Annotated in this window: 22 protein-coding genes, 3 tRNA genes and 1 riboswitch; of the genes, 5 read left to right on the top strand and 20 right to left on the bottom strand. The window is 65.5% G+C overall.

Annotated elements, in window-relative coordinates; genetic code table 11:
* Positions 1-53: 53 nt before the first annotated feature.
* The 4 genes from IE097_RS13130 to IE097_RS13115 all read right to left on the bottom strand — a co-directional run bounded on the left by IE097_RS13130 (position 54) and on the right by IE097_RS13115 (position 5,435).
* Positions 54-770, bottom strand: coding sequence for an ABC transporter permease (locus IE097_RS13130; RefSeq protein ID WP_189461312.1), 717 nt, complete (start codon positions 768-770; stop codon positions 54-56).
* A 275-nt stretch (positions 771-1,045) separates the two neighbouring features.
* Positions 1,046-1,603 (bottom strand): sugar O-acetyltransferase, encoded by a 558-nt coding sequence (locus tag IE097_RS13125; protein WP_189461311.1) that lies wholly within the window; start codon positions 1,601-1,603, stop codon positions 1,046-1,048.
* A 71-nt stretch (positions 1,604-1,674) separates the two neighbouring features.
* The gene (locus IE097_RS13120) at positions 1,675-3,672 is read right to left on the bottom strand and encodes a UvrD-helicase domain-containing protein (protein ID WP_189461310.1); all 1,998 of its coding nucleotides are present in this window, start codon (positions 3,670-3,672) and stop codon (positions 1,675-1,677) included.
* 137 nt (positions 3,673-3,809) lie between these two features.
* Positions 3,810-5,435, bottom strand: coding sequence for a methyl-accepting chemotaxis protein (locus IE097_RS13115; protein WP_189461309.1), 1,626 nt, complete (start codon positions 5,433-5,435; stop codon positions 3,810-3,812).
* Positions 5,436-5,875: 440 nt separating this feature from the next.
* Positions 5,876-5,992, top strand: a riboswitch (glycine riboswitch).
* 93 nt (positions 5,993-6,085) lie between these two features.
* On the opposite strand from IE097_RS13115, the gene IE097_RS13110 reads away from it, so the two are divergent.
* A complete protein-coding gene (locus tag IE097_RS13110; protein ID WP_189461308.1) occupies positions 6,086-7,483 on the top strand; it encodes an alanine/glycine:cation symporter family protein in 1,398 nt (465 codons plus the stop codon).
* 61 nt (positions 7,484-7,544) lie between these two features.
* Here IE097_RS13110 and IE097_RS13105 read toward each other — a convergent pair whose 3' ends face one another.
* Positions 7,545-9,485, bottom strand: coding sequence for a carbohydrate-binding protein (locus tag IE097_RS13105; protein ID WP_189461307.1), 1,941 nt, complete (start codon positions 9,483-9,485; stop codon positions 7,545-7,547).
* Positions 9,486-9,796: 311 nt separating this feature from the next.
* Between IE097_RS13105 and IE097_RS13100 the strand changes: the two genes are divergently transcribed.
* Positions 9,797-10,759, top strand: a complete 963-nt coding sequence (locus tag IE097_RS13100) for an AraC family transcriptional regulator (protein ID WP_189461306.1) — start codon at positions 9,797-9,799, stop codon at positions 10,757-10,759.
* Between the two features lie 28 nt (positions 10,760-10,787).
* Here the strand turns inward: IE097_RS13100 and IE097_RS13095 are convergent, their stop codons facing one another.
* The 12 genes from IE097_RS13095 to folD all read right to left on the bottom strand — a co-directional run bounded on the left by IE097_RS13095 (position 10,788) and on the right by folD (position 21,161).
* Complete coding sequence (locus IE097_RS13095) at positions 10,788-11,054, bottom strand: hypothetical protein (RefSeq protein ID WP_189461305.1); 267 nt, start codon at positions 11,052-11,054, stop codon at positions 10,788-10,790.
* A 119-nt stretch (positions 11,055-11,173) separates the two neighbouring features.
* The gene (locus IE097_RS13090) at positions 11,174-11,479 is read right to left on the bottom strand and encodes a hypothetical protein (RefSeq protein WP_189461304.1); all 306 of its coding nucleotides are present in this window, start codon (positions 11,477-11,479) and stop codon (positions 11,174-11,176) included.
* 232 nt (positions 11,480-11,711) lie between these two features.
* Positions 11,712-12,362, bottom strand: coding sequence for an endonuclease III (nth, locus tag IE097_RS13085; protein ID WP_189461303.1), 651 nt, complete (start codon positions 12,360-12,362; stop codon positions 11,712-11,714).
* A gap of 75 nt (positions 12,363-12,437) precedes the next feature.
* Positions 12,438-13,148 (bottom strand): electron transport complex subunit E, encoded by a 711-nt coding sequence (locus IE097_RS13080; protein ID WP_189461302.1) that lies wholly within the window; start codon positions 13,146-13,148, stop codon positions 12,438-12,440.
* Complete coding sequence (gene rsxG, locus IE097_RS13075) at positions 13,148-13,774, bottom strand: electron transport complex subunit RsxG (RefSeq protein WP_189461301.1); 627 nt, start codon at positions 13,772-13,774, stop codon at positions 13,148-13,150. Before rsxG ends, IE097_RS13080 begins: the two co-directional genes overlap by 1 nt.
* Positions 13,771-14,799, bottom strand: coding sequence for an RnfABCDGE type electron transport complex subunit D (locus IE097_RS13070; RefSeq protein ID WP_189461300.1), 1,029 nt, complete (start codon positions 14,797-14,799; stop codon positions 13,771-13,773). The genes rsxG and IE097_RS13070 overlap by 4 nt, the downstream gene beginning before the upstream one ends.
* Positions 14,796-15,878, bottom strand: a complete 1,083-nt coding sequence (locus IE097_RS19355; RefSeq protein ID WP_229797581.1) for a DinB family protein — start codon at positions 15,876-15,878, stop codon at positions 14,796-14,798. Before IE097_RS19355 ends, IE097_RS13070 begins: the two co-directional genes overlap by 4 nt.
* A complete protein-coding gene (gene rsxC / locus IE097_RS13055; RefSeq protein WP_189461549.1) occupies positions 15,875-18,022 on the bottom strand; it encodes an electron transport complex subunit RsxC in 2,148 nt (715 codons plus the stop codon). Before rsxC ends, IE097_RS19355 begins: the two co-directional genes overlap by 4 nt.
* Entirely contained in the window at positions 17,980-18,540 is a 561-nt protein-coding gene (rsxB, locus tag IE097_RS13050) for an electron transport complex subunit RsxB (protein WP_189461299.1), read from the bottom strand. Before rsxB ends, rsxC begins: the two co-directional genes overlap by 43 nt.
* Positions 18,541-18,550: 10 nt before the next feature.
* Positions 18,551-19,132, bottom strand: coding sequence for an electron transport complex subunit RsxA (rsxA, locus tag IE097_RS13045; RefSeq protein WP_203538859.1), 582 nt, complete (start codon positions 19,130-19,132; stop codon positions 18,551-18,553).
* 147 nt (positions 19,133-19,279) lie between these two features.
* The gene (locus tag IE097_RS13040) at positions 19,280-20,305 is read right to left on the bottom strand and encodes a quinone-dependent dihydroorotate dehydrogenase (protein WP_189461298.1); all 1,026 of its coding nucleotides are present in this window, start codon (positions 20,303-20,305) and stop codon (positions 19,280-19,282) included.
* Position 20,306: 1 nt separating this feature from the next.
* On the bottom strand, positions 20,307-21,161 hold the full coding sequence (gene folD, locus IE097_RS13035) for a bifunctional methylenetetrahydrofolate dehydrogenase/methenyltetrahydrofolate cyclohydrolase FolD (protein ID WP_189461297.1): 855 nt from the start codon (positions 21,159-21,161) through the stop codon (positions 20,307-20,309).
* Positions 21,162-21,289: 128 nt separating this feature from the next.
* Here folD and IE097_RS13030 point away from each other — a divergent pair.
* From IE097_RS13030 to IE097_RS13020, 3 genes are all read left to right on the top strand, one after another.
* A tRNA-Pro gene (locus IE097_RS13030) sits at positions 21,290-21,366 on the top strand.
* Between the two features lie 27 nt (positions 21,367-21,393).
* Positions 21,394-21,470 (top strand) — tRNA-Arg (locus IE097_RS13025).
* 44 nt (positions 21,471-21,514) lie between these two features.
* Positions 21,515-21,590, top strand: a tRNA-His gene (locus tag IE097_RS13020).
* A 56-nt stretch (positions 21,591-21,646) separates the two neighbouring features.
* Here IE097_RS13020 and IE097_RS13015 read toward each other — a convergent pair.
* From IE097_RS13015 to IE097_RS13005, 3 genes are all read right to left on the bottom strand, one after another.
* Complete coding sequence (locus IE097_RS13015) at positions 21,647-22,486, bottom strand: DMT family transporter (RefSeq protein WP_189461296.1); 840 nt, start codon at positions 22,484-22,486, stop codon at positions 21,647-21,649.
* Positions 22,487-22,637: 151 nt separating this feature from the next.
* Positions 22,638-23,114, bottom strand: a complete 477-nt coding sequence (locus tag IE097_RS13010; protein WP_229797580.1) for a hypothetical protein — start codon at positions 23,112-23,114, stop codon at positions 22,638-22,640.
* 16 nt (positions 23,115-23,130) lie between these two features.
* Positions 23,131-23,916 carry a DUF2092 domain-containing protein gene (locus IE097_RS13005; RefSeq protein WP_189461294.1) on the bottom strand — a complete coding sequence of 262 codons (786 nt, stop codon included), beginning with the start codon at positions 23,914-23,916 and terminating at the stop codon, positions 23,131-23,133.
* Between the last annotated feature and the right edge of the window lie 204 nt (positions 23,917-24,120).

Raw genomic sequence — 24,120 nt, 5'->3', positions numbered from 1 at the left:
TCCCGACCGCCCGGCACGAGCCGGGCAGCGGGATACAGGGGGTAAAGCGGTCGTCAGGCGACGCCGCGCGGGCTCATGAACTTGCCGAGGCTGGCGACCAGCAGGTCGAGTACCAGCGCGATCGCGGCGGTCCCGACGGCACCGAGCAGCAGCGCGGTGTGATTGTTCAGGTAGATGCCCGGGAAGATCAGCTCGCCGTAGCTGCTGGCACCGATCAGGAAGGCCAGCGGCGCGGTGCCGACATTGATCGCCAGCGCAATGCGCACGCCGGACAGGATCACCGGCAGCGCATTGGGCAGTTCGACCCGCCACAGCCGTTGCCGCGGCGTCATGCCGATGGCGTCGGCGGCCTCGATCAGCGTCGGCGACAAGCCGGACAGGCCGGCATAGGTATTGCGGACGATGGGCAACAGGGACGCGAGGAACAGCGCCACGATGGCCGGCTTGTCGCCGATGCCGACGACGACCATCGCCAGCGCCAGCACCGCCATGGGCGGCAGCGTGTTGCCGATGTTGAACACCTGCATGCCGTGTTCGGCATAACGCTTTGCCCACGGCCGGCTCAGCAGCACGCCGCTGGGCAGGCCGACGACGAGGGCCAGCGCCATCGAGACGAACACGAGATGGAGATGCTGCAGGCCGAGGTAGACGAGGTCTTCCCGGTAATGCGAGAGCTGGGCGGGGCCAATGCCATAGACCAGCGCGGCGATGACCGCGGCGGCGAGTACGAGCCCGATACCGATGCGCTTGATAAACGCTCTATTGTTCATGCGTCCTCCTTGGCGGAAAGCACGACGACGCAAGCGCCGACAGCGATCCGCTGTAATGATCGCGACAACCAGAGAGCTGCCTTACGAGAGAGTCCGGCGACGCCGGACGCGATGCGCCCGGGGGCGCGGCGGCAGCCGCAAAACGGCCGCCAGATTGAGTGGCGCCGGAGCGCCGTCTGACAGAGGCTTATGTTTATAACACTTTGTTACCGGACATTACAAACCAAATACTTTTGATTCTATGCCCGATGGAAATGTGCCCGGCGGCAGCGGACTCACTCCTTTTCGGTATCGATGTGGCGGATGATCCGCGCCGGATTGCCGCCGACGATGGTGTCCGGCGGCACGTCCCTGAGCACGACGGCGCCGGCACCGACGATGGCCCGTGCACCGATGGTCACGCCCTGGCAGATGACGGCATTACCACCGATCCACGCGTCATCTTCGACGGTGATCGGCTTCCAGCGGGCAACCCAGTCGCGCCGCGCGATGTGGTCGATCGGGTGACTGGCGCCGTAAAACTGCACGTTCGGTCCGACCAGCACGTTGTTGCCGATGGTGATCGCCGTGCCGTCGAGAAAGGTCACGCCGGCGTTGAGGAAGGAGTGCGCGCCGATGCGGATCGACTTGCCGTACTCGCAGAACAGCGGCGCCCGGACCCAGCTGCCCTCGCCCAGCGTACCGAACAGCTCGCGCCACAGCGGATCGTGTCCGGACGAATCGCTCTGCGCGATCTGCCTCAGCAGCCGTTCGGCGTTCTTGCGCATCGCGACCATTTCGGGCGCGGCAAAATCGAAAGGCTCGCCGGCGAGCAGTTTGTCGAGTTCGGACATCGGGCGGCTCCGCAGCGCTATGGAAGCCGCCAGCTTACCGCACGGCCGGCCGTACGCCAGCCGGTTCTTGCTCAGCCGCCGAGCTTGGCCAGCATGCCCGCCAGCATCGCCCGGCCTTCCTGCTTGCTGATTGCGCCCTCGGCCTTGTCGCCGGCCAGCCGTCCGGAGAAGCGCACGTCGTCGCCGGGCAGCTCGCGCAGGAAGCGGCTGGGCTGGACAATCTGCCACTCGCCGCCACGGCGGCGTTTGCCGCAATAGCTGATCGTCAGGCTGCGCTGCGCCCGCGTAATGCCGACGTACATCAGCCGCCGCTCCTCCTCGACCATGTTCGACTCGATCGAATTCTGGTGCGGCAGGATGTCCTCCTCGCAGCCGACGAGGAACACGTGCGGATACTCGAGCCCCTTGCTCGCGTGCAGGGTCGACATCTTCACCGCGTCGACCTCGTCCTCGTCCCGGCCCTGCAGCATCGTGATCAGCGCGATCGTCTGGCTGATCTCGATCAGGTTCTTGCCGTTGTTCTCGCCCTGCTTGGCGACCCAGTCGACGAGTTCGAGCACCGTTTTCCACTTGGTCTCGGCCGGCTTCGGCTCGTCGCTGTCGTACAGCCAGGTCTCGAAATCGATTGCATCGAGCAACTGCTTCAGCAATTCGCCCGCCGGCGCGCGCGGCGCCTCGAACTGCATCCGGCCGATGAAGTCGCAGAACTGCTTCAGCGGTTCGTACTGTGTCGCCTGTACCTGCCAGACGAAGCCTTCTTCGTAGACGGCGGCAAACAGCGAGATGTGCCGTTCGGCCGCATAGGCGCCCAGTTTTTCCAGCGTGACGTTGCCGACACCGCGCTTCGGTGTCGTCACCGCGCGGATGAACGCCGGATCGTCATCCTCGTTGGCGATCAGCCGCAGATAGGACAGCACGTCCTTGATCTCGGCCTTGTCGAAGAACGACTGGCCGCCGGAGATCGTGTACGGAATCTTGTGCATGCGCAGCTGGGTTTCGACGATGCGCGCCTGATGATTGCCGCGATAGAGGATCGCGTAATCCTTGAAGCCGGTGCCGGCCTCGAACTTGTGCGCCAGCAGCTTCATCGCCACGAGTTCGGCCTCGTGCTCGTCGTTCCTGGCCTCGATCACCTGCACCGGATCGCCGATGCCGAGGTCGGACCACAGCGTCTTTTCGAACAGCTTCGGATTGTTGGCAATCACCGCATTCGCGCAGCGCAGGATGCGTGCGACCGAGCGGTAGTTCTGCTCCAGCTTGATCACCTTGAGCTTGGGAAAGTCGGTGCTCAGCAGCCGCAGGTTTTCCATATTGGCACCGCGCCACGCGTAGATCGACTGGTCGTCGTCGCCGACCGCGGTGAAGTGGCCGGTGATCCCGGTCAGCTGCTTCACCATATCGTACTGCGTGGTGTTGGTGTCCTGGCACTCGTCGATCAGCAGGTAGCGCAAGCGGTGCTGCCACTTGGTCAGCACCTCCTCGTTGCCTTCGAACAGGTCGACCGGCAGACGGATCAGGTCGTCGAAGTCGACCGCCTGATACGCCTGCAGCGTGTCCTGATAGGCCCGGTAGAGCTTGGCCAGATGCATTTCACCGTCCGAGTTCGCACGCACCAGCGCGGTATCGGGTGAAATCCGGTCGTTCTTCAGCAGGGATATCTGGCTGACCGTCGAGCGGATCAGCTGCTTGTCGGTCGTCGTCAGCAGGTCGGAAATGATCTTGCTGGCATCGGCCGAATCCAGAATCGAGAACTGCGGCTTGTAGCCGAGGTGGCGCGCTTCCTCGCGCAGGATGCGCATGCCGAGGCTGTGGAAGGTCGACACCGTCAGCCCCTTGAGCCGGTTCGCGTCCATCAGCGCACCGACACGCTCCTGCATTTCGCGCGCCGCCTTGTTGGTGAAGGTGATCGCCGCGATGTTGCGCGCGTCCATGCCGGCCTGACCGATCAGGTAGGCGATCTTCTGCGTGATCACCCGCGTCTTGCCCGATCCGGCGCCCGCGAGCACGAGGCACGGCCCGCCGAGGTATTTGACGGCTTCGCGTTGCGGGTCGTTGAGCTTGTCGAGCATAAAGCGGTTTTCCTTCAAGGGCTTGCGATTCTAGCACAGCCCCGCCACCACCCTGCCGGCCGCACGTCCCGGCGTCGGTTTTCCGGCCTTTCCGCCGGAAGCCGCCCGAAGCGGACGCCTCCCCGAGCGCCCCGACGCTAGACCCGGAACTGCCCGACCACGCCGTCCAGCCGGGCCGCGGTGGCCGCGAGATGCGCCGACGCGGCGGCGATCTCGCCGATGGCCCGGACGTTCTGCTCGCCGGTCTGCGAAATCGCCTCGACGTTGCGGGCAATGTCCTCGCTCGCTTTCGACTGCTCGCCGGCCGCCTGGGTAATCTCGCCGAGAATGCCCGAAACCTCGCGCGTCCGCTCGTCGATGCGCGACACCGAACTGCCGGCTTCGCCGACCAGCGCCACGCCGCTCAGCGCCAGCCCGCTGACGCTTTCGATTCCGGCCACCGCCTCGCCGGTATCACGCTGGATCGCATCGGTCATCGTCGTGATCTGCTTGGTGGCCTGGCTGGTCCGCTCGGCCAGCTTGCGGACCTCGTCGGCGACGACGGCAAAACCACGGCCGGCCTCGCCGGCGCGGGCGGCTTCGATTGCCGCATTCAGCGCCAGCAGATTGGTCTGGTCGGCAATTTCGTGGATCGTGGCGACGATGGCCGAAATCTGCCCCGAACGCTCGCCCAGCGTCTGAACCAGCCGGGTCGATTCACCCACCGATTCGGCGATGCGCTCCATCTCGCCGGTGGCCCGTCCGACCGCGGCGCGGCCCTGCCGGGTCAGTTGCTGTGCGTCATCCGACAGCCCCGCCACCTCGCCCAGATGGCTGCTGATCTGGGCGATGCTGGCACTCATTTCCTCGACGGTGGCCGCGGTCGCCATCGCCGAACGGTTCTGCGTGGCCGAGCTGTCTTCGATCACCTTCATGCTGCGGGCCAGCTCGGCAATTTCGCTGGCGACTTCCTTCGAACCCTGCGTGACCTCGCGGAGGATGTCGCGGAAGCGGTCGATCAGCGAGAAGAACGCCGCGCCGATCTCGCCGGCCTCGCCGCCGGCGCTCGGACGGTTGCCGATGGCGAGGTTGCCGGTAGCGGCAATCTCGCCCATGTGGTCACGCAACCGTTCGAGCGGCACGCTGATGCTGCGTGCGATCAGCCAGGCCACCAGCACCAGCACGGCCAGACCGATGCCGATTGATCCCCCCCAGGCCCACGCCTTGCGGCCGAATTCGGTCTCGACGTCGTCGATGTAGACCCCGGTCGCCACGACCCAGCCCCAGGGGGCATACAGCCGGCTGGTGCTGACCTTGTCGACCGGTTTCTTGCTGCCCGGCTTGGCCCACTGGTAATCGACGAATTCGCCGCGATTACGCACGGCGGCATCGACGAGCTCGACGACCATGCGCACGCCGCGCGGGTCCTTGAGCTGGCTCTGGTCCTTGCCGTTCAGCTCCGGTTTCATCGGATGGCGCACGATGGTGTAGCGCGTGTCGTAGAGCGCGACATAATTGCCGCCGTCGTAACGCAGGCCGGCGATCGCGTCGGCGGCCGCCTGCCTGGCCACGTCGGGCGCCAGCCTGCCGTCGCTGGCCAGCTGGCCGTAATGCACCAGCACCGAGTAGGCGGCATCGACGAGATGCCGCGTGGTCGTGCGCCGGGCATCGAGCAGGTCCCGGCGCTCGTTGAACAGGGCCCAGCCGGCCGCCGCCGATACCGCCACCACCACCAGCAGGATCAGCAGCCACAACTTGTGACGTATCGTCGCGCTCGACAGCATTTTCCGCTCCTTTCCATGCTCGCCCGTACGTGACGGACAGGACCTGATAAATACAGACTGGAAATATAGGAGTCAGCATAAATTAAGCAATCAACATTCGCGCAAACCCGACGGGCGTTACCTAATGCGTCGAGCAGTGAGCAAAACACTGCCTTACAGCGGATTCATGCATCACTCGCCATGTAAGCAAACAGGTCGGGGGCCGCCAATGCAGCTCGCCCTTGCGGTCGGACCACACCGCACCACCGGATTGCGGCAGATCAACATTGGGAGAAATCACGATGGCCGATGACTACGTCGTTTTGCTACATTCGACCGGGCAAGCTTCCCCCGTGTTCGGATGAAGGTCGCAGGAGAGTGCCCAGCAAGACATCAAGGTGTCGGGCCGCCGAAGAAGTGAATCTTTCAGGCGCCGGGAAAACCCGGCAGGGACTGCGACTGGACGAGCCTCTGGAGAGCCCCGGCGTGCATCGCGCATGCACCGGCCGGGCACCGAAGGCGAAAGGCGTTCCATCAGGAACGCTGAAACGCTCAGGTAAAAGGACAGAGGAAGGACGGCCGCTTGCCGTGCCTGCCCGCGTCCCGGGCCGGTGCGGCTGGCCGTCCCCTCTGTCAGATCGATGTTTGATGCTGACGGAGACCTACAAACCATGCCCCCATTTCCCCCGGTCCAAGACCTGCTGCAGACGATCGACAACCTCGTCTGGGGCCCGCCACTGCTGATCCTGCTGGTCGGCACCGGCATCTACCTGACTGCCCGGCTGGGCCTGCTGCAGGTGTTCCGTCTGCCGCTGGCGCTCAGGCTGGTGTTCCGCGCCGACAAGAACCCGCACCTGCCCGGTGACGTGTCGAGCTTTGCCGCGCTGTGCACCGCGCTGTCGGCCACCGTCGGCACCGGCAACATCGTCGGCGTCGCCACCGCGATCAAGCTCGGCGGCCCCGGCGCGCTGTTCTGGATGTGGATGGCGGCGTTCTTCGGCATGGCGACCAAGTACGCCGAATGCCTGCTGGCGGTGAAGTACCGCCAGGTCGACGACAAGGGCCAGATGGCCGGCGGGCCGATGTACTACCTGACACACGGCCTAGGCCTGCCGTGGCTGGGCAAGCTGTTCGCGCTGTTCGGCGTCGGCGTGGCGCTGTTCGGCATCGGCACCTTCGCGCAGGTCAACGCGATTTCGGAAGCCGTGCATTCGACCTTCGACGTTCCGGTGCTGTGGACCTGCCTGACGCTGGCGGTGCTGGTGGCGATGATCACGCTCGGCGGGATCAAGTCGATCTCGCGCGTCGCCGAAGCCATCGTGCCGTTCATGATGGTGTTCTACGTCACCGCGTCGGTGGCACTGCTGGCGATGAACGCCAGCGCGCTGCCGCAGGCGATCGTGCTGGTGATCCAGTCGGCGTTCACCGGCCATGCCGCCGTTGGCGGCTTCTTCGGCGCGACGATGATGCTGGCGATCCAGAGCGGCGTTGCCCGCGGCGTGTTCTCGAACGAGTCGGGCCTCGGCAGCGCGCCGATCGCCGCCGCCGCTGCGCGCAGCAACTCCTGCGTCGAGCAGGGGCTGATTTCGATGACCGGCACCTTCTTCGACACCATCATCATCTGCACGATGACCGGGCTGGTGCTGATCGTCACCGGCGTCTGGTCCGGCGATGCCAGCGGCGCGCGGATGACCAACCTCGCCTTCCAGCAGGGGCTGTCGCAGGACTGGGGCAACCTGATCGTCACCATCGGCCTGCTGTTCTTCGCCTTCACCACCATCATCGGCTGGAACTACTACGGCGAGCGCTGCATGCAGTACCTTGCCGGCCGGCGCGGCATCATCCCGTTCAAGCTGGTCTTCATTGCCTGCATCGTCGGCAGCGCCTTCCTGCATCTGGACCTGATCTGGGTACTGGCCGACATCGTCAACGGCCTGATGGCGATTCCGAACCTGATCGGCCTGATCTGCCTGCGCCATGTGATCGCCTCCGAGACCAAGCGCTACTTCGCCGGCCAGCTGGATGACGACGACAACGGCGTGCTGCAGCCGGCGCTGGCGCAGCGCTGATTGCCGCACCACGCACACAAAAAACCCCGGCCGAGGCCGGGGTTTTTCTTTGCGGTAACGATTACTGCTGACCGGAAACGCTCAGCGGGCCCGCCAGCGGATCGGCATCGACGCGGTACTTGCCGTCGCCCAGCGCCTTGACCGCCAGCGCGCTCCCCCCCTGCCTGACGCTGATGGCCGCACTGGCGCTCAGGTCCAGCGTCAGCGGCGTGGCGTACTTCACGCAGTCTGCACTGGCAGCGTTGAACACCACCTGATTGCCGTTCAACACCGGCGCGCACGCATCGCGGGCAAAGCGGTAGCGGATCACGTTCGACGGCGTGGCGACCCACAGCAGCCCGGCGTCGACCTTGGCCTTCACGTAATCCAGATGACCAAGGTAACGGGCCACCGGCACCGGCTCGTACCCCTCATTGGCATTGTCGCTGACGCCATGCATCGTCCGCGTCGCCCAGCCGCCCTGATCGATCGCCGCATCGACGTGCAGGTTGAGGATTTCGCTGCCCATCGGATAGAGCGACCACTGCCCGGACGCGGTGAACACATCCCACTTCACCATGTACGGATCGCTGAAGTTGGCCGCATTTACCCCCGCCGGACGACCGACATACTCGATGTTGCCGCCCCCCAGATCGCGATTTGTGCCCCGCCCGCCCAGATAGCCCGGCTGCGCGCGCAGATAGGCAAGTGCCGCATCGGTCGCGGTATCGTACGGCCAGATGAAATAGGTCATCTGGTAGCCGTTCAGGTTCGTTTTCACGTCCTGCACCGAGTCGCCGATTTCGACGCTGTTGACCCAGTTGGCATCGCTGCTGCCGGCCGGCAGATGGTTGCGCGAGTGGTTGGCGATTTCATGGCCGTGCGCCACGAAGGTCTGCGCGGCAGTCCAGTGAGCGGGCTGGCACTCGGCCGTGATGGCGCCAAATGCGGCTACGAGCCCGCGCTTGCTCAGCTCCGGCTCGGCAATCGTCGTATGGCTCTGGCTGACGCTGCTGTTGCAGAAGTCGTCGTGCACCATCGAATACGCGCCCCTGGCGCCGCCGTGCCAGGTTTTCACCTCGAGCGCCGACAGCTGCACCGGAGCCGGCGTAGGAACGGGGGATGGCACCGGCGTCGGGCAGGGCCTCGGATACACAGCCGCTACCGTCCAGAGATTCGCATCAAACGACACGCTGTCCTGGCCGAGCACCTTCGGCTCGTTTGCTGCCGATGCAGTATGCGTCTGCCTTGCAACAAAGATGCCCGGTGCGAAACTGCTGTTGTAGTAGACGCGGAATGTCCCCGCTGCGGGCTGCACAGCGGTACCTGCGGTGTAGCTTGCGCCGGCCGACCACACCGGATGCGGTGCCTCACCCGGGCAGACACCGCCGACGATCTGCGATGCAAAGACCGGGGTCGGGGTCGGGGTCGGGGTCGGGGTCGGGGTCGGCGTCGGCGTCGGCGTCGGCGTCGGCGTCGGCGTCGGCGTCGGCGTCGGCGTCGGCGTCGGCGTCGGCGTCGGCGTCGGCGTCGGCGTCGGCGGCAGGACGTCGCCAAGATATTCCCACGGTCCGTACTGCTGGGCTCCGGGTACCTCACCCTGCACCCACCACTTGGCGCGGTACATCTTTCCCTGATAGATCACGCACTGACTGCTGGTGTAGACCACGGTCGAGCCCCAGGGCGTACAACCGCCCGGGGTCGGAGTCGGAGTCGGAGTCGGAGTCGGAGTCGGAGTCGGAGTGGGCGTGGGCGTTGGCGTTGGCGTCGGCGTCGGCGTCGGCGTACCGCCGGTGGAAGCGCCCAGATCCTGCCACAGGGTCGGCGTTGTCGACGGAGTCCAGCCGGCGCCCACGTAGGCGGTATGCGCCACCAGCGCCTGATAGTCGCGCCCCTGATAGCTGACCCGGGTACCGGCAGAATAGGCCGAGCCTTCCAGCCAGGCCGGATAGGCAGCGTACGCCGGTGCCAGGGCCAGCACGGCGGGAATGGCGCTCAGCGCCAGACGATTGAAGTACTGCATCGGTCGTGTCTCCATCCTCTTGTTTTTTGGATTGCGGTTGTCGCGCCCCCAACTCTGGCAGCGGCCATGCCATGCGAACAGAAACGCCGGCCCGCGATTTCGCGAACGGTGATGGACGCCGGAATAATCTCTTTTCGGTCAACCACTTGGATGGTCCGCTACGCGGTGGGCACTTCATGAACGGCTGTCTGATCGACGCAAAATTTACAACCGGACAAATTTCTTATTCAGAAAATGCAAAGATCACTGACGATCTTGTTTGCCATCAAACCGCATGCGATGCTCGGCCATCGCCCTTCGCTGACCGCACCATGGCCAATGCCCATCTGATCGAATACAGCCGCCGGATGAACCGGGTGCTCGATCACATCGACCGCCACCTCGACCAGTCGCTGGAACTCGCGCAACTGGCCGACGTCGCGCATTTCTCGCCCTTCCACTTCCACCGGGTGTTCCAGGCCTGGATGGGCGAAACGCTCGGCGACTATCTGCGACGGCGGCGGCTCGAGGCTGCCGCCGCCACGCTGGCGATCCATCCGGACGAGCCGGTGCTGAACGTGGCACTCGGTGTCGGCTTTGGTTCGGGCGAAGCATTCGCGCGGGCGTTCAAGCTCCGTTTCGGCATGACACCCAGCGCCTGGCGGGCACAGACCCCGGCGCGCTGGCAGGCCGAAGTCGCCGCGGTGCACGCCCGTCAGGCCGAGCGCCTGCGCAATCTGGATCAGGCGCTGCGCAAGCCCGATCAGACGTCAGCCGATGCCGACGGGCACACTGGGCACAGCTTTTTCGATCTGGAGACCCTGATGAACGTCAGCATTCAAACCCTGCCTGCGGCACGCATTGCCTATCTGCGCCATATCGGCCCCTACGGCCCGGCGCTCGGCCTGTTCTGGCGGCAGAAATTCGCGCCGTGGGCACGCATCCATGGTCTGGCAACACACACCGCCTACGGCATCGGTTACGACGACCCGAGCATCACCCCGGCGGAGAAGTGCCGCTACGATGCGGCAGTGGAAGTCCCGGCCGGCTTCGTCGCCAGCGGCGAAGTGGGTGTCGCCGAACTGCCCGGCGGCCGTTATGCCGTTGCCCATTTCAACGGCGATGTCCGCACCATCGGCGACGCCTGGCTGGCGCTGACCCGCGACTGGCTGCCGTCGAGCGGCTACCAGTTCGACCACCGGCCCTGCTTCGAGCGCTATGCCGGTGCACCAGACGAAAACACCGATCGCGAGCAGTTCGAATGCGATCTGTGCATTCCGGTGCGGCCGCTGTAGCAAAAGGCGCCGGGCCGGAAAGAACGACTCAAGGCGGCGAGTGCTCCGCCCCGTCAGCACTGTGCCCCAAGGGCGGAAGATCGCCCCCCTCGTTCTCGTGACCAGCCGATGGATCGAATCGGGGGCTGTCGAACTGCGAATGCAAAAAGCCCCCGATCAGCGCCGGGCCAATCATCGGCAAAAGCCAGATCAGGACGATCTGGCACCACTTCTGTCCGGTCTCGTAAAGCGGGCAACGAAGGACCGCCACGGAAACGGCCAGATTCAAAGCCACGCAAAGCAGCAGCAGCGCCATCGCAACAGTCGCCATCACGCCCTTCCCGACTCAGGTTTGCCTTACCGGCGCGACTCCTGCAGCGCCGCGCCAACCGGCCCGGAATCGTGCAGCTTCCGGGCCGTTTCGGTCTGGCCCAATCAGGACAGATAACCCTTGTCCTGCCACTCGCCCGAGTTCGGGTTGTAGATCTTGTCCGGCTTCTGCACCGGGCCGGAAGCACCGGAGCCCGTATGCCAGTCTTCGATGCGCTCAACCTTCCCGATCGGCACTTTGTCCGTCCTGCCCGAATACACAGTGCTTTCCAGATGGACGAGGCCGGCCTCTTCGTCGAGCTTCACGAATGTCCCTTGCAGGCACTCCTGATTGATCGACGAGCCGTAGTGGCCCCAAAGCCGCAGATAGGTTTTCAGGGGAATGCTCTTGAAGTCATCAACTGTTGCCATGGCTGAATCCTCATTCCGGATCGTGAACGCCCCGATGCAGCGCATCAGGCTCGTGGCCCTGCAAGTGCGCAAAGCTGCTTCCAAGGCTAGTCGCCGGAATTGCCCTCGACCGTCCCCGCTGGTCGTCACACCGTTGAGACAGTCAGGGCATCGTTCGCATTGCTGAGACACCGCCGAACCACTCGTACGGAAATAACGCGTCCGATGCCGCGGCAAGCCGCCGGATACAGGACTAGCGCCCCTTCGGCGGCACCATTTCCTTGTCCTTGTAATCGCACAGGTCGGCCACGACACAGCGCCAGCATTCGGGCCGGCGCGCCTTGCAGATGTAGCGGCCGTGCAGGATCAGCCAGTGATGGGCGTGCAGCATGTATTCCTTCGGCACGACTTTCAGCAGCTTGAGTTCGACCGCGAGCACGTCCTTGCCCGGCGCCATGCCGGTGCGGTTGCCAAGGCGGAAGATGTGGGTGTCGACCGCCATCGTCGGCTCGCCGAAAGCAACGTTGCGCACGACGTTGGCGGTCTTGCGACCGACGCCGGGCAACGATTCGAGCGCGGCCTGGTCGTTCGGCACTTCGCCGCCGTAGCGCTCGAGCAGGATCGCACAGGTCTGCAGCAGGTGCTTGGCCTTGCTGCGATAGAGTCCGATCGTCGCGATGTAGGACTCCAGCCCTTCCTGCCCCAGCGCCAGAATCGCCGCCGGCGTATTGGCCACCGGAAACAGCCGGCGCGTGGCCTTGTTGACACCGATGTCGGTTGCCTGCGCCGACAGCAGCACCGCGGCCAGCAACTCGAACGGGGTCGAGTATTCGAGCTCGCTTTTCGGCGCCGGATCGAGCTCGGCGAGGCGGCGGAAGAATTCGCGGCGGGTATCCTTGTTCATCTCGACTCCAAACGAAAAAACGCCCCGCATCGCGGGGCGTCCATTCTAACCGGTGATGCGGGCAAGCCGGCGGCCTCAGACCGTGGCCGTCTCGCTTGCAGGCGGCGGCGGTGCGGCCTTGGCGCGTGCCTCGGCACGGCGGTCGAGCGCCAGCTTGCCGGCGACGAGGAAACCGAGGCCGATGAAGGCGCCCGGCGGCAGCATCGCCAGCAGGAACTGGTAGTTGGCATCGGCCGGGATCACGTGAATCATCCAGTCCTTGGCCTGCGGGCCGAACAGCAGGTCGATGCTCGACAGCAGCGTGCCCTGCCCGACCAGTTCGCGCATCGCGCCGAGTACCGCCAGCACGCCGGTCAGTCCCAGCCCCATGAACAGGCCATCAAGACCGGACTGCAGCACGCCGTTCTTGCTGGCGAACGCCTCGGCCCGTGCCAGCACGATGCAGTTGGTGGTGATCAGCGGGATGAAGATGCCGAGCACCACGTACAGGCCGTGGACCCAGGCGTTCATCGCCAGATCGACCATGGTCACCAGCGCGGCGATGATCAGGATGAAGATCGGCGTGCGCAGCTCGTTCGGCACGAAGCGGCGGATTGCCGCGACCGCCATGCCCGAAATCAGCATCACCAGACTCGTTGCCAGCCCGAGGCTGACGCCGTTGATGATGTTGTTCGACATCACCAGCACCGGGCACATGCCCAGAATCTGCACGATGCCGGCGTTCTGCTTCCACAGGCCGTTGTGGACGATGGCCTTCGCTTCGCCGCTATCGATCAGCTTGTCCATCAGTTCCGGACTCCAAACAGTTGCAGACGGTGGGCGTCGACATAGACCAGCGTCGCGTGGATCGCCTTGACCACGGCGCGCGGGCTGATCGTCGCACCGGCGCGACTGTCGAACTCGCCGCCGTCCTTCCTGACCTTCCACTGCGCATCGCTGCCGATGCGCTTGCCGCGAAACTGGTCGATCCAGTCGGATTTGGCAATGTCGATATAGTCGCCCAGCCCCGGCGTTTCCTTGTGGCTGACGACGCGCACGCCGAGTACGGTACCCGCGGTATCGACACCGATCAGCAGGCGGATCTTGCCGGCGTAGCCATCGGGCGCAGTGGCCTCGACCACGGCACCAACAGGCTTTCCGGCCTTTTTGGCCAGATAGATGCGGCTCTCTGCCTCGTTGCCGAGCTGCGTCGCCTCGGCCTTCGGCACCACGACGGCATCATCAAGCAAGGCATTGTCGTAGCTGCCGGCCGGCAGCACCTGCGCCAGCAGCGCGACCTTGGCGTCGAGCTCGTTCTTTTTCACCGTGTCACGGGTCAGCGCATAGGTACCGGCCATCAGCGCGGTGAACACCAGCGCGAACACCGCCAAGGTCGCTGCGCCGCGCACGCCGGATTTGACCATCCGCTTCATGCCGCCTTCCCCTTGCGGCCGAACACCTTCGGCTGGGTGTACTGGTCGATGAAGGGGGCGGCCAGGTTCATGATCAGCACCGCGAACGCCACGCCGTCCGGGTAGCCGCCAAACACGCGGATCACGTAGACCAGCACACCGATCAGCGCGCCGTAAATCAGCCGTCCGCGCGGCGTCGTCGGCCCCGAGACCGGGTCGGTGATGATGAAAAAGGCGCCGAGCATCGCCGCGCCCGAAAACAGGTGGAACAGCGGCGAGGTGAACCGCGCCGGATCGACCAGATGCAGCACGCCCGACAGCGCCGCCAGCGAGGCGATGAACGCCACCGGCGTCTGCCACGGAATGATTTTCGACGCGTACAGCCAGAGTCCTCCGGCGAGGTAGGCCAGCGCGATCCAGCCCATCATGCTCGGCAGCCACCCTGCCCCGAGTTGCCCGGCGTGGAACAGCGGCGCGGCAAACAGCTCGCCGATGCCGCCATGCTGCAGGATCGTCGTCTTGACGGTATCGAGCGGCGTCGCCGACGCGATCGCGTCGAACGGCACAGCCAGATGGCCGGTGAAAATGAAGGCCAGTTGGCCGGCGGCACCGAGTTCTGCCTGCGGCGCCGCCCAGCGCGACATCTGCGCCGGGAACGACACCATCATCACCGCAAAACCGACCATCGCCGGGTTGAAGGTGTTCTGCCCCAGTCCGCCGTACAGGTGTTTGGCGAGGCCGATCGCGATCGCCGTCGCCAGCACGATCATCCACCACGGCGCCAGCGGCGGCAGCGACAGCGCCAGCAGCCACGCGGTGACAATGGCCGAGCCGTCGGTGATGAAAGGCTTGATCGGGAAGTTGCGCAGCTTCAGGCACGCAGCCTCGACGCCCAGTGCGGTCAGCGTCGCCAGCAGCAACTGGATCAGGATGCCGGCGCCGAACACGTAGACGTAGACGGCAATGCCCGGCAACAGCGCCAGCAACACCTTGGTCATGACGAGCTGAAGGGGTGTCGGCTTGGTCAGGAACGGAGAAGTGATCATTCGACGTCCGCAATCAGGGGGGCGAGATCGGTCACGCCGAGATCGACGCCGGCCTGGCTCAGCAGGGTGCTCGCCTGGCCACGATGGTGGGTCTGGTGGTTGAAGAAGTGCAGCAGCACGTCGCCCAGACGCTTGCTGTAGGCCACGCCATTGGCGCGGGTGTAGTGCAGCGTCTCGGCCAGCACTGCCTGCGGCACGCTGCCGATCCAGCCGCCGATCGAGTGATCGAGCAGCGCGCGCCGCTCGGAAAGCGACGCGAGGTCGGCGCAGACGATCGCGTCCAGTCCGGCCGGCATCGGCAGTGCCACCACCGGCGCCAAGGCCTTGGCGTGGTTGTTCGAACCGGAGGCCGGGTGCGCTGCAAAGCGCTTGAGCCACATCGTGTCGCCGACGACGAGATGATTCAGCGTCGCGAACAGCGACCCGAAAAACGCCCCGCGATCGCGCATCAGCTCGGCCTCAGACAGGCTCGCCGCCGCGGCGTACAGCCTGGCGTTCATGTGCGCGTTGTAGCGCGCCATCAGCGCCAGCTGTGCAGGGCCGATCACCGTGTCGGCAAGACCCAGCCCCTGCAGCAGGCACCAGCCTTCGGCCCAGTCGCCAAGGCCGGATTCGGCGTTCAGGTGGCCGCGCTCGCCGGCATCGACCAGCTGCACGCCCCACTCCATCGCCACCTGCCGGCTGAAAGCCCAGTCCGCGTACGGATCATTGCCACTGGCAACCATCGTCGCCGAAAACGGCAAGCGCGCCGTTGGCACCGGGCCGAAGCCGGCGGCGGCCTGCGGAAACGCCACGCCTTGCGGATCGGGCACCGCCACCAGCAAGGCCCCGGCAATCGGCCGCAGCGAACGCGCAGCCCAGTGGGCGACAAGCAGGCAGCCGAGGCTGTGCGCGGCGATTTTGACGTCAGGCCCGGCGGCGAGCACGGCAGCATCGAGCTGCGCGACCCAGGCATCAAGGTCTGGCGCGTCCCAATCGGCCTGTTCGACGCGAACGCATTCGGGATGCAACGCCTGCCAGTGGCTTTGCCAGTGCGCGGGGCCGGAGCCACCGTAGCCGGGGACGATCAGGATGCTCACTGTTCACTCTCCTTTTTCGCCGCGGCACGTGCCTTGGCGGCGTCGATCCGGGCCTGGCGCTCGGCATCGAGTGCCGCGCGCTCCTCGGGGCTCATCGCCGCCAGCCGGGCTTTTTCCTCGTCTCGCTTCTGCATCGCCGCACGAATGCGCTCGGCCTTTTCCGGGTCGAGTGCGGATGCGGCCGGCGCGGCTTCGGCAACCGGGACTGCCGCCTGCAGCGATTCGCGATGCGCCTTGCGTTGTGCGGCCGCTTCCATCGCGGCGCGGATCTTCGCCGCCTTGGCGTCATCCATTGCCGTTGACGCAGCATCGGCCTCGCCGGCCTGTGCCGGCGTGTCGGCCTTGGCCGCATCGCGCGCCGCCTTGCGCTGTGCGGCCGCTTCCATCGCGGCGCGGATCTTCTCGGCCTTGGCCTTGTCCATCGCTTCCGCCACGGGCGCTTCACCGCCCTGCAGCGATTCGAGATGGGCCTTGCGTGCTGCCGCCTTTTCCATCGCAGCGGCGATTTTTGCGCGCTTCTCGGCGTCCATCGCATCCGTGGCCTGCGTATCGCCGGTCTCGCCTGCCGCCTTGCGTTCGGCCGCACGCGCCATCGCCGCCTTGATCTTGGCGGCCTTGGCTTCGGCATCGTCGGCCGCAGCTGCGGCATCGGCTGTCGTAGCCGGCTTGGCCGCCGCAGCCTGTCGCGCGGCGAGCCGTTCGGCCTTCTCGCGCTTTTCCCGTTCCTCGCGGAACTGCTTGAATTCGTGACGTTCGCGCGCCTTGTCGGCGGCCTTCTTGCTCGCTTCGGCCGCCCAGATCTCGGACTTTGCAAAGCGGTAGTAATCGACCAGCTGGATGCTCGACGGGCAGACGTAGGCACAGGCGCCGCACTCGATGCAGTCGAACAGGTTGCGCTCCTGCGCACGGCCGAACTCGCGGCTGCGCGAGAACCAGTACAGGTCCATCGGCTGCAGCTCGGCCGGGCAGGCGCTGGCGCACTCGCCGCAGCGGATGCACGGCATCTCGCGGCCCTTGTCGGGGAACGCGGCCGGCGTGGTCGCGATGATGCAGTTGCCGGCCTTGGTCAGCCCCGCCGTCAGCCCCGGCAGCGCAAAGCCCATCATCGGCCCGCCGTAGATGTGCTCGCGCGTGCCGGTCTGCTCGCCGGCGAACGCCATCAGGTCAGAGAGCGGCGTGCCGATCAGCGCTTCGACATTGCCGGGCCGCGCGACATTGCCGGTCAGCGTGACGATGCGGCTGATCACCGGCTCGGCGTGTTCGAGCGCGCGGTAGATCGTGTAGACCGTCGCGACGTTGAAACACTGCACGCCCAGATCGGTCGAGCGCACGCCGCTCGGCACCTCGATATTGGTCAGCAGTTTGATCAGCTGCTTGGCACCGCCGGACGGATACAGGGTCGGCACGACGGCGACCTCGATGTCGGCGCCGTCGATCGCGGCGCGCAAGGCCGCCGCCGCCTCGGGCTTGTTGTCCTCGATGCCGATGAGCACCTCGCGCGCATTCAGCAGCTGCCGGACGATCCGGATGCCGGCGACGAGGTCGGCGGCGCGTTCGCGCATCAGCCGGTCGTCGCAGGTGATGTAGGGCTCGCACTCGGCACCGTTGATGATCAGCGTGTCGAGCGCGTCGCGGCCGGCCAGTTTCAGGTGCGACGGAAACACCGCACCGCCGAGGCCGACGACACCCATGTCGCGCAAATAATCGCGGATCGCCCTGCCGTCGCCGGCGTCGTGCGCGGCACGCCAGTCGAAGCGCGTTCGCGCTTCCCACTCGTCGCGCCCGTCGCTGTCGATGACGATGCAGGTCTCTGCAAGTCCCGACGGATGCGCGACCAGCCGGTCCTCGATCGCGGTCACGGTGCCCGACGTCGGCGCGTGCAGCGCTGCCGAGACGCTGCCATCGGCGGCAGCGATCGACTGGCCTTTGAGCACGCGCTCGCCGACCGCGACCAGCGGCTTGGCGGCATTGCCGATGCTCTGCCGCAAAGGCAGCACCAGTTGCGCCGGCAGCGGGCCGGGGACAACGGGCGTACCGGACGATTCGAGCTTGTGCTCCGGCGGATGCACGCCGCCGTTGAACCTGTAAATCGGCCGCGCGCTCACGCCGCCACCTTCTTGAGCCGGATCACCGGGTAGCGCCATTTCCACGTCGCAGCTTCCTCGCCGACGTCGACCATGTTGATGCAGTCGACCGGGCACGGCGTGATGCACAGCTCGCAGCCGGTGCATTCGGACGCGATCACCGTATGCAGCTGTTTGGCTGCGCCGACGATCGCGTCGACCGGACAGGCCTGGATGCACAGCGTACAGCCGATGCAGATGTTCTCGTCGATCACCGCCAGCGCCCGCGGCTTCTCGGCGCCGTTTTCGGCGTTCAGCGGCTTGTATTCCTTGCCGAGCAGCTCGGCCAGCTTGCGCACGCCGTCATCGCCGCCCGGTGGGCACTGGTTGATCTCGGCCTCCTCGTTGGCGATCGCCGTCGCGTACGGCTTGCAGCCGGGGAAACCGCACTGGCCGCACTGCGTCTGCGGCAGGATGGCATCGATCTTGTCGACCAGCGGGTCTTCGTCGACCTTGAAGCGGATTGCCGCAACACCGAGAATCGCGCCGAGCAGCAGCGCCAGCGCGATCATCAGTCCGAGGGCCAGCCAGAAACTCATCGCGCCCTCCTCACTTGACCAGACCGGAGAAGCCCATGAACGCAAGGCTCATGAGTCCGGCGGTAATGAAGGCGATCGGCGTGCCCTTGAAGGGTGCCGGAATGTCGGCCCCTTCGAGCCGCTCGCGGATCGCCGCGAACAGGATCAGGATCAGCGAAAAGCCGACCGCGCTGCCGAAGCCGAACACCAGCGACTCGACAAAGCCGTTCTTCGCCTGCGAGTTAATCAGCGGCACGCCGAGCACCGCGCAGTTGGTCGTGATCAGCGGCAGATAGATGCCCAGCGTCTGGTACAGCGCCGGGCTCGTCTTGTGGATGAACATCTCGGTGAACTGGACGATCGCCGCGATGATGACGATGAAGGCCAGCGTGCGCAGGTATTCGAGCTGCCAGGCGATCAGCAGCTGGTCGGTCAGCCACGAGGTGCCACAGGCCAGCGTCAGCACGAAGGCCGTCGCCAGCCCCATGCCGATCGACGCCTCGAGTTTTTTCGAGACGCCCATGAACGGGCACAGGCCGAGGATGCGCACCAACACCACGTTGTTGACGAGCACCGCGCCGACCAGCACCAGCAGGTAATGGTTCAGTTCCATCCGCCAGTCACCAGTAAACCCGGGATTCGAAGCCCGGTATTATCCGGCTCGGCCCTCGGGCAACAAGCCGGTTTGATCAACATCGTAGCGCCTTGCAAGCAAAAAGGGCGGCCTCTCGCCGCCCCGCCTGCGGAAGGTGCGCCCGACTCAGTCGTGCAGCGCGGCAATCGCCTCGATGCTGTCGGCCACAAGCTGCGGGCCGCGATAGATCAGCCCGCTGTACAACTGCACCAGACTGGCACCGGCGCGGATCTTCTCGACCGCATGCTCGCCGGCGAGAATGCCGCCGGCCCCGATGATCGGCACCTTGCCGTGCAGCGCCTCGGTCAGATCGCGGATCACGTGGGTCGACTTCGACCGTACCGGCGCGCCGGACAGGCCGCCGGCCTCCTTGCCGTGCTTCAGGTGCTCGACCCCGGTGCGCGCCAGCGTGGTGTTGGTGGCGATGACCGCATCGATGCCGCTGTTGATCAGCCGTTCGGCAATGTCCTCGACCTGATGGGCATCGAGGTCCGGGGCGATCTTCAGCGCCAGCGGCACGTAGCGCCCGTCCCGGTTCGCCAGCGCCAGTTGCTTGGCCTTGAGCGCGTCCAGCAGGTGCGCCAGCTCGTCGGCCTGCTGCAGCTGCCGCAGATTCTTGGTGTTCGGCGAGCTGATGTTCACCGTCACGTAGCTGGCGTACTCGTAAACCTTTTCCAGACCGATCAGGTAGTCGTCAGTGGCCTTGTCGATCGGCGTATCGGCGTTCTTGCCGATGTTGATGCCGAGCACGCCCTTGTACTGCGCGCGCTGGACGTTCTCGATCAGCGCATCGACGCCGCCGTTGTTGAAGCCCATCCGGTTGATGATGCCTTCGGCCTCGGGCAGACGGAACAGCCGCGGCTTCGGATTGCCCGGCTGCGGCCGTGGCGTCACCGTGCCGATTTCGAGGAAACCGAAACCCAGCTCGGCCAGCGCATCGATATGTTCGCCGTTCTTGTCGAGCCCGGCGGCCAGACCGACCGGGTTGGGAAACTCGATCCCCATCACCGTCACCGGCGACGGTTCGGTCTGATGGTTGAACGCCCGCAGGAAGCCGAAGCTGTGCAGCGTGTCGATCAGACCCAGCGTCAGACCATGGGCGCGTTCGGCGTCGAGCGCGAACAGCAGCGGACGAATCAGCGAGTAGCTCAACTCAGGCGCCCCGCTTCTCGCACGCGTCGAGCGTGTTCTGCATCAGCGTCGCTACGGTCATCAGGCCGACACCGCCCGGCACCGGCGTGATCCAGCTGGCTTTTTCCTTCGCCACGTCGAACTCGACGTCGCCGCACAGCTTGCCGCTTTCGAGCCGGTTGATGCCGACATCGATGACGATCGCGCCGTCCTTGATCCATGCGCCCTTGACGAAATTGGGGATGCCGACGCCGGCCACGACGATGTCGGCACCGCGGACCTTGTCGGCCAGGTCACGGGTCTTGCTGTGGCAAACGGTCACCGTCGCACGCGCCAGCAGCAGCTCGAGCGCCTGCGGGCGCCCGACGATGTTCGATGCGCCGACGACGACCGCGTCCTTGCCGACGAGGTCGATGCCGGTTTTTTCCAGCAGCGTCATCACGCCACGCGGCGTGCACGGGCGCAGCAGCGGCATCTTCAGTGCCAGCCGGCCGATGTTGTACGGATGGAAACCGTCGACGTCCTTGGCCGGATCGATCAGCTCGATGATCTTGTCGGCGTCCAGATGCTTGGGCAGCGGCAGCTGCACGAGGATGCCGTCCACCGCGTCGTCCTTGTTCAGCCTGTCGACCAGCGCCAACAGCTCGGCTTCGCCGGTGTCGGCCGGCAGGTCGTACGCCAGCGAAGTGATGCCGGCGTTTTCACACTGGCGCTTCTTGTTGCCGACATACACCTGGCTTGCCGGATCGCTGCCCACCAGCACCACCGCCAGCGCCGGGGCGCGCTTGCCAGCGGCCACACGGGCATCGACACGTGCACGCACGTCGCGGATGAGTTCTTGAGAAATGGCTTTCCCGTCAAGGATCTGGGCGGACATCGGGCAACTCCGGAAGCAACTGTCTGAATAATCGGCGCATTCTCTCATTGTTGCGCGATTGCACTCAATCACCGGGTATCAGGGGCTTGACGGGCCTGCGGCAGTCAGGCTATATTCCGCCCTCTGTTCGGGGCGTAGCGCAGTCTGGTAGCGCACCTGGTTTGGGACCAGGGGGTCGTGAGTTCGAATCCCACCGCCCCGACCAGATCAAGCAATCAACGCTGGAAACACGGCGCCCGTAGCTCAACCGGATAGAGCAACGGCCTTCTAAGCCGTAGGTTACAGGTTCGATTCCTGTCGGGTGCGCCAAGTTTTCCCGGCAGTTGGCAGTGGTAGCAACACCGGTTTCAGTGGTGGCTGTAGCTCAGTTGGTAGAGTCCAGGATTGTGATTCCTGTTGTCGTGGGTTCGAGCCCCATCAGCCACCCCAGGTTAAAACGCCCTTGAGCAATCAAGGGCGTTTTGCTTTTCCGCGTCCGGAGCGCCTCAGCGCTTCCGCTTCACGATGACCAGCAGGATGCCGCCGAGGATGACCGTCGAAGCCAGGACCAGCCGCCAGTGCAGGGGCTCCCCCAGCACCACGACACCTCCCGCCGCCGCGATCGCCGGCACGCTGAGCTGCACCACGGCCGCCTTCGTCGCGTCCAGCGACGGCAGCACCGAATACCAGATCGCGTAGCCGACACCCGACGCCAGCACCCCCGAGGCCAGGGCGTAGATCACCCCGGCGCCATCCACCACGGCGCGATCCTGCATCCACAGGCTGCACAGCAGGGCCATCGGTACCGCGCGGACGAAGTTGCCCGCCGTCACCCGTACCGGATTCGCAGCCCCCTTGCCGCGCAGCGAATAGACGCCCCACGCCACGCCGGCCCCCAACATCAGCAGCGATGCCGCCAGCGGCGGCGCCGACAGCCCCGGCATGAGCAGCACGATGACGCCCGCCAGCGCCAGCACCAGCCCCGCCCACTGTAAACGGGCCAGCCGCTCGCCGTGCCACAGGCCATAGCCGACCATGGTCACCTGGACCGCACCGAACAGCAGCAAGGCACCGTTGGCGGCCGGCAGGCTCACGTAGGCCCAGGAAAACCCGGCAGCGTAGACAAACAGCGCCAATGCGGCCCCCCAGCTGCCGGTAGCACCGTGGCGATGGCGGGACGCACAGGCCAGCAGGCCCAGCATCAGCGCACCGGAGCCCAGCCGGATGAAGGTAAAACTGGCCGGATCGATCGCCGTGTGTTTCAGCGCCAGCCGGCACAGCAGGGAGTTGCCGGCGAAGGCGACCATCGTCAGCACGGTCAGCCCGGCAACACGTACTGGCGACATCGCCTCCCCCTGCTCGTGATTGCGGCAAAACACCGCTTCTTCCTCTCTAGCACGCCGAACCGGCACACCCCAAGACGGCCCGCAGCACGCAAGCAAAACGCGCCGGACTGGCCGGCGCGTCGTACAAGGACACCGTCGTGCGGCAGCCCACTCAGCGCGGCGGGTTGACCACCACGTACTGCACCGTCGTGCCGGCGTACTGTGGCTGATACCACGTGCTGCCGCATTGCTGATAGGTCACGCCGCCGACACCGACCGGCACGCAGCTCGGCGGCAGCGTACGGGTGATCGAGCCGATCACCGCCGAGGTCACCGCCACCGTTGCGGTCACGGCCGCCGCAGTGGCGAGCGGGTGGTAATCATCGTCGTCGTACCAGCCGCCGCCATGATGGTCGACGTCGACGTGCACGTCGCGATTGACGTTGACGTTGCGGTTCACGTTGCGGTTCGAGTTGACGTTCCGGTTGGCGTTGACGTTGTGGTTGGCATTGACGTTCGCGTTGCGCGCATGGTTGCCCGCGCGGTTGACGCTGGTGCGCGCCTGACCGTCACGGGCTTGTGCCGCCTGCGGCACGATCAGCGCCACGGACAACAGTGCCAGGGCGAGCGAGGAAAGCGGTCGTTTCAATTCGGATCTCCTGTGCTTACTGCGCATCGGCGGCCGGGGCCGCGTTCAGCACGATCGGATGGGCGTTCTTCGGCGCGGAGAACTTGAATGTCGACGGCAGGAAACGCTTGCCGGTACGCCACTGGTAGGTCATCACGCTTTGCGGACGGGCCGGATCACCGGCATCGACAATGGCCAGCCTGCACGGCAGGGGCTGGTCGCCACGGGCAATCCACAACTGCCAGTCGACGTCGTCCTGACGGAACGCGTACTGATCGCACACGCGCTCGCCGACGATCGACGGACCGACATAACGCGCCGCCTCGATCGTGTCGACCGGCGCCTTGTCGCTGCCCCACAGGAACAGGTCCGCCAGCGGTACTTCGATACCGTAGCGATCATCGAGCTGTTCGAGCAGTTCACCGATGGTGGCCGGCGCCTTCACCGTGGCGTAGTAGTTCAGCTTCTTGCCGTACAGCGTGAAATTCTGGCCGTCGTAGTACATCTGGCGGTCGGCCCGGCCGTTGACGATGCTGGCGTACAGGCGGTTCGGTTTCTCGACCTTGTAGCTGACGTCGTTGCTGAACTTGATCAGCTGGCCGGCATCGTCGAGGCGATCGACATCGCTGTGGGCGGTGACCTCGAAGCGGTCGAGCGCGCGCAGGCTGCGCGACATCCGCTGCAGCGCCTCGATCGCGCGGGTTTCACGAACCGGTGCAGTGGCCTGGCTTTCGCCGCCCTGCACCCTGGCGTCGTCCGCATGCGCCGGAACGGTGCTGATCAGGGCCGCGATACTCAGGCCCAACATGGTGCGCACAAGCATGCAATGTTCTCCTTTGGGGTTTATTGCTTCGTCTTATTTCAATAGACCAGAATGTTGCCTATTACAACAATACAAAAAAATACCTTTGCCATTCATGTGCTTGGACGAATCCGGCCGTCCACGATATTGGCCGAACCAGGTGAAAAGCACATGAATCCGGCGCCAATACCGGTCGGCAAGCCCGCGGCAAAACCGGCGCAATCG

Source organism: Jeongeupia chitinilytica (assembly GCF_014652315.1).
In the GTDB taxonomy this organism is placed as follows: Bacteria; Pseudomonadota; Gammaproteobacteria; order Burkholderiales; family Chitinibacteraceae; genus Jeongeupia; species Jeongeupia chitinilytica.
The sequence above is the reverse complement of the archived record's forward strand: the minus strand, read 5'-3'. Positions and strand labels throughout refer to the sequence as shown.

Coding starts and splice junctions, on each gene's coding strand:
- IE097_RS13130 (WP_189461312.1), bottom strand. CDS start 770: ATGAACAATAGAGCGTTTATCAAGCGCATCGGTATCGGGCTCGTACTC.
- IE097_RS13125 (WP_189461311.1), bottom strand. CDS start 1,603: ATGTCCGAACTCGACAAACTGCTCGCCGGCGAGCCTTTCGATTTTGCC.
- IE097_RS13120 (WP_189461310.1), bottom strand. CDS start 3,672: ATGCTCGACAAGCTCAACGACCCGCAACGCGAAGCCGTCAAATACCTC.
- IE097_RS13115 (WP_189461309.1), bottom strand. CDS start 5,435: ATGCTGTCGAGCGCGACGATACGTCACAAGTTGTGGCTGCTGATCCTG.
- IE097_RS13110 (WP_189461308.1), top strand. CDS start 6,086: ATGCCCCCATTTCCCCCGGTCCAAGACCTGCTGCAGACGATCGACAAC.
- IE097_RS13105 (WP_189461307.1), bottom strand. CDS start 9,485: ATGCAGTACTTCAATCGTCTGGCGCTGAGCGCCATTCCCGCCGTGCTG.
- IE097_RS13100 (WP_189461306.1), top strand. CDS start 9,797: ATGGCCAATGCCCATCTGATCGAATACAGCCGCCGGATGAACCGGGTG.
- IE097_RS13095 (WP_189461305.1), bottom strand. CDS start 11,054: ATGGCGCTGCTGCTGCTTTGCGTGGCTTTGAATCTGGCCGTTTCCGTG.
- IE097_RS13090 (WP_189461304.1), bottom strand. CDS start 11,479: ATGGCAACAGTTGATGACTTCAAGAGCATTCCCCTGAAAACCTATCTG.
- nth (WP_189461303.1), bottom strand. CDS start 12,362: ATGAACAAGGATACCCGCCGCGAATTCTTCCGCCGCCTCGCCGAGCTC.
- IE097_RS13080 (WP_189461302.1), bottom strand. CDS start 13,148: ATGGACAAGCTGATCGATAGCGGCGAAGCGAAGGCCATCGTCCACAAC.
- rsxG (WP_189461301.1), bottom strand. CDS start 13,774: ATGAAGCGGATGGTCAAATCCGGCGTGCGCGGCGCAGCGACCTTGGCG.
- IE097_RS13070 (WP_189461300.1), bottom strand. CDS start 14,799: ATGATCACTTCTCCGTTCCTGACCAAGCCGACACCCCTTCAGCTCGTC.
- rsxC (WP_189461549.1), bottom strand. CDS start 18,022: ATGGCGCTACCCGGTGATCCGGCTCAAGAAGGTGGCGGCGTGAGCGCG.
- rsxB (WP_189461299.1), bottom strand. CDS start 18,540: ATGAGTTTCTGGCTGGCCCTCGGACTGATGATCGCGCTGGCGCTGCTG.
- rsxA (WP_203538859.1), bottom strand. CDS start 19,132: ATGGAACTGAACCATTACCTGCTGGTGCTGGTCGGCGCGGTGCTCGTC.
- folD (WP_189461297.1), bottom strand. CDS start 21,161: ATGTCCGCCCAGATCCTTGACGGGAAAGCCATTTCTCAAGAACTCATC.
- IE097_RS13015 (WP_189461296.1), bottom strand. CDS start 22,486: ATGTCGCCAGTACGTGTTGCCGGGCTGACCGTGCTGACGATGGTCGCC.
- IE097_RS13005 (WP_189461294.1), bottom strand. CDS start 23,916: ATGCTTGTGCGCACCATGTTGGGCCTGAGTATCGCGGCCCTGATCAGC.